At 71.7% G+C, this 4,279-nt stretch carries 4 protein-coding genes; 1 reads left to right on the top strand and 3 read right to left on the bottom strand.

Going from position 1 to position 4,279, the window contains the following annotated elements:
- Positions 1-129 precede the first annotated feature (129 nt).
- Complete coding sequence (locus VR45_RS39675) at positions 130-1,077, bottom strand: DMT family transporter (RefSeq protein ID WP_045944828.1); 948 nt, start codon at positions 1,075-1,077, stop codon at positions 130-132.
- A gap of 123 nt (positions 1,078-1,200) precedes the next feature.
- Here VR45_RS39675 and VR45_RS39670 point away from each other — a divergent pair, with 123 nt between their 5' ends.
- A complete protein-coding gene (locus tag VR45_RS39670; RefSeq protein WP_045944826.1) occupies positions 1,201-2,118 on the top strand; it encodes a LysR family transcriptional regulator in 918 nt (305 codons plus the stop codon).
- Positions 2,119-2,214: 96 nt separating this feature from the next.
- Here VR45_RS39670 and pyrF read toward each other — a convergent pair whose 3' ends face one another.
- The gene (gene pyrF, locus VR45_RS39665) at positions 2,215-2,946 is read right to left on the bottom strand and encodes an orotidine-5'-phosphate decarboxylase (RefSeq protein ID WP_234326643.1); all 732 of its coding nucleotides are present in this window, start codon (positions 2,944-2,946) and stop codon (positions 2,215-2,217) included.
- Positions 2,947-3,297: 351 nt separating this feature from the next.
- Positions 3,298-3,705 carry a hypothetical protein gene (locus VR45_RS39660; protein ID WP_234326641.1) on the bottom strand — a complete coding sequence of 136 codons (408 nt, stop codon included), beginning with the start codon at positions 3,703-3,705 and terminating at the stop codon, positions 3,298-3,300.
- Positions 3,706-4,279: the final 574 nt, after the last annotated feature.

The raw sequence follows: 4,279 nt of genomic DNA, 5'->3' as shown, positions 1-4,279 counted from the left end.
CGCTCGCGTCGAGGGCGGCGACGGCGATCAGGGGCAGCGCGACGTAGCCGATGTTGGTGCCGAGCTGGGTGAGCGCGGTGGCGGTGAACAGAGTGCGGAAGTCGCGTATCCGCCAGGGTGATTCGGAGCTCATCGGTCCGTTCGTTCGGTCAGTGGGGCGAAGGGTGGGCGGGCCGCCGGAGCAGGCACGGCAGGCGTGGCCGACCGTTGCCGAGGGCGCTGCGGTCGGGTCAGGAGGACCCCGGCCAGCACCATGATCATTCCCGCGACGGCCCGAAGACTCAATGCCTCGTCGAGGACGAGCGCGCCGAGCCCGGTGGAGACGACCGGCAGCAGATAGCCGACGGTGGCGGCACCGGTGGCGCCCTCGGTGGCGATGAGCCGGTAGTTGAGGTGGAAGGTGAGCCCGGTGGAGACCACCCCGAGGACGGTGACCGCCGCGAGCGCCCGGACGTTGAGCCCGTCCGTGCTGCCGGCGGCGGTCGGCAGCACCAGCGCGCCGAGACCGGCCGCAACGGTCAGCTGGGCGGCGGAGAGGGCGAGGGGGGCGGTGCCGGTGTCGGCGAGCACGCGGCCCATGTAGGTGAAGGCCACCGCGTAACTGGCGGCCGCGCCCAGCAGGGCGAGGGCTCCCCACCCGAAGCCGCCGCTCTCCGGCGACGGCCCTCCCCCCTGCCACGGCGAGAAGATCACCAGCACGCCCGCGAAGCCGAGCAGCAGGCCGCCGAGGCGCCGCGGGCGCCACCCGCGCTCCGTCCCGAGCGCGAAGCCGATCAGCAACGACCAGAGCGGAGTTGTCGCGTTGAGCACCCCGGCTGGCCCCGAGCCGACGGTCCGCACGCCCAGGGCGGCCAGGAAGAACGGCAGCGCATTGCAGAAGAAGGCCGCCACGGCGAGCCGGCGCCAGATCGCGCCGCCACGCGGCAGGCGCTGACGGGCGGCCCGGGCGAGGAGGAGCAGCACGGCGGCCCCGAGAGCGGAGCGCGCCACGGTGATCTGCAACGGGGTCAGCCCGTTCTGCAGCGCGAGCTTCGTCCACAGGAAGCCCGAACCCCAGAGCAGGGCGAGGACGGCCATCCGCACCACGCGGCACCTGCCTTTCGTTCGTCGGCCCCCACCGGGGAGTGCCGGTACGAACGCTGCCCTGCGGGACGCAACAGGACAAGTGAAATGTTCTGCAGAACGTTTAAGCTGGACTACATGCTCGATGTGCGACGTCTGCAAGTGCTCCGCGCGGTGGTCACCGGCGGCTCCGTGACCGCGGCCGCCACCGCTCTCGGCTACACCCCGTCCGCCGTCAGCCAGCAGGTGGCGGCGCTGGAGAAACAGACCGGGACGGCGCTGCTCGAACGCGCCGGGCGCGGTGTGCGGCCGACCGCCGCCGGGCGGCTGCTCGCCGAACACGCCGCCGTCATCGAACAGCAGGTGGCCGAGGCCGGGACGGCGCTCGCCGATCTGCTGGCCGGGCGCAGCGGCTCCCTGGCGGTCCGCTACTTCGCCACGGCGGGAGCCGCCCTGGTGGCACCCGCGATCGCGGCCTTCCGCAGCGAGTTCCCGGGTGTGCGGCTCGACCTCGGGCTGACCGACCCCGAGGACCCGTTGCAGGACGTACTCCAGGGCCGGGCCGACCTGGCGGTGGTGGTCCGGCCCCACGGGCGCGAGCACCCCGGGCTGCGCCTCGTCCACCTGCTCGACGACCCGTACCGCGCCGTCCTGCCGAAGGGCCACCGGCTCGGTGCGAAGCGGGTCCTCGACCTGGCCGATCTGGCCGACGAACCCTGGGTCGCCAGCGGGCGGTCCGGTCCCTGCCACGACACCGTCCTGGACGCCTGCGCCGAGGCCGGCTTCCGCCCCGGCTTCGCGGTGGAAAGCGAGGACCACCCGACCGCACAGGGCTTCGTCGCAGCCGGGCTCGGTGTGGCACTGGTCCCCCTGCTGGGCCTGGCCCATCGCCACCCCGGCGTGACCGTACGGAAGGTCCGCACGCCGGAACCGGTCCGCGCGATCCACGCCGCCGTCCGGGAGGGCGCCTGGGGCCGACCCGCCCTCGAACGCCTGGTCACCGCCCTGCGGGAGACGGCGCGAGCCACGCAGGTTGTGCGAGCGGCGCGAGCCTGAGAGCGCGGCCGCCCGACGCCGAAGGGGCTCGCCGCCTGCGCGGTTGGCCGCTCTCACCGGCAGCGGCCCGCGCGTCCGGGTCCAGTGACTTTCCGCTCACAGCTCCAGGTCGGCGCGGACGAGCCGGAACGCGGCCACCGGGTCCGCGGCGCGGGTGACCGACCGGCCCACGACAACATGTGACGCACCAGCGGCAACGGCAGCACCGGGAGTACCGGACCGGGCGTGCTCACCCGCGGACCCACCGGGAAGCGCGACTCCCTGCGTGACGATCAGGGCGTTGCTCCCCAGCACGCCTCGCAGCGCCCCGGCCTCCTGCGGCGATGCGATCACGCCATGGCAACCGGCGCCTTCCGCCAGCCGGGCCAGCCGCAGCACCTGCTCCTCGGTCGAGTCCGAGGTCGAGGTCGAGCCGGTGACGCCGATGTCGGCGAGATCGGAGCTGGTCATGCTGGTGACGACGGTCAGAGCCAGCACCCGAAGACGCGGAAAGTCCCGGGCCGCAGCGACCGCGGCGGACATGATGCCGGTGCCGCCCATACTGTGCACGGTCACCATGGAGACACCCAGAGCACCGGCGGCGCGGACCGCGCCGGCCACGGAGTTCGGGATCTCGAAGAGCTTCAGGTCCAGGAAGACCTCCTTGCCCTTGGCCACCAGATCCTTGATCAGCCCCGGTCCGGCCGCCATGAGCAGCTCCAACCCGACCTTGTAGAACCGACACTCCTCACGGAGCCGGTCGACGACCTCGTCGGCCGCTCGACGGTTGTCGAAATCCAAAGCAACGATGATCCGATCAGTTGGCTCCACGGCGTCATTCTCGCCCACGCGGCTCCGGAGGCGTCGGTGGCCCGCGTCCCGCCCGACCGCCCTCACCAGCAAATCTGCCCGTCGAACCCGGTGCTAGGCGGTCACAGCACTGGCCCGGTCAGGAAAGCAGCCATCTTCTGGACACTGAAGACGCGGGGAGCAGGCGAACCGGTCCTGGGGTTTCGCTGCGGTTGCGGGGCCAACCCCGCATGCGCGGGGAGCAGGGGCCGGCGGAGGCCCCGTCGCCGGTGAAGTGGGGACCAACCCCGCATGCGCGGGGAGCAGCAGCCAGGGTGCCCCGGGCCGTCGCGGGCGCCCGGTGGAGTGGGAAGTCGGAGAGCCCGACTTCCCACTCCACCGCAGTCGTTGTCAGCCGGACGGCTTCGCGAACGCCGGCCGCACGAGTACGGCGAGCAGCGCCAGCACCGCCGCCGCGAAGAGCGTGAACAGGTACTCCCCGGACAGCAGTCCGAAACCGAGCAGCATGACCTGCACCGCCCCCGCCCCCACCAAGGCGGAGGAACCACGGGACGCCGTGCGCGGCGACTGCATCGCCCACAAGCCCCGAGCCGCCCAACCGCTGACCCCGACCATGACCATCCCCGCGAACAGGAACCCGTACGGCACGTAAGCCGGAGTGGGCGCCGTCTCGTCCTCGAAAGCGATACCACCCGCGAACAGCGGCATGGCGATGCAGAAGAAGAGAACGATCGCGATCGTCTCGAACAGAATCAGGGCCATCACCGCCAGCAGAGCAGCAGTGGAGGAGCGAGTCATCCTGCCTTCCAAGTGTTGCGGCTGTGTCCACTGTTGGGCCGACGCACCAATTCTGTCACTCAGTGCGACAGTGAGTACAAGCCGGGACCGCCCGGTCTGATACCCGAGCGCACGAAACTCGCTGCTTCGTGGCATCCACTGTCGACTCGGACCCTCCGGACAGGTCGACAGTCCTGCCCACCGGAGGGACCCGCTTCAGCTCTTCCCTGACGGCAGCGTCCAGTCCGCTCTGCGGATCGAGCAGCCGCGGCCCCGCTTCGACTTCGCCAGCGGAATCGCACGGGCGGCGTCGCGCCAGGCATCGAGCCTCGCCACGGCGGCCGACTCCGCCGCATTATGTCGTCGAGCCCTTCGAGCGCCAGGAGTTCTTCGACGCGTTGGCGGAGGTTTCGACCGCCGATGCGGCCGGACATCCGGGCGACATTCACCGGTCCGTGCAGGCCTCGAAAGGAGATCCCCGGAGGGCCTGGCCCTCCACCCCGGTCCCGAGCCGTCCGCGATTCGGAGCATGGGCGTTGAGCTGCTAATCTTCCTGACGTCGCGAGGGAGCTGATCCCTCGCCAGGCGTCAGCGG

The organism is Streptomyces sp. NRRL S-495 (genome assembly GCF_000966955.1).
Taxonomy (GTDB): Bacteria; Actinomycetota; Actinomycetes; order Streptomycetales; family Streptomycetaceae; genus Kitasatospora; species Kitasatospora purpeofusca.
Note: the sequence above shows the minus strand (reverse complement) of the source record. Positions and strands in the feature narration are given on the sequence as shown.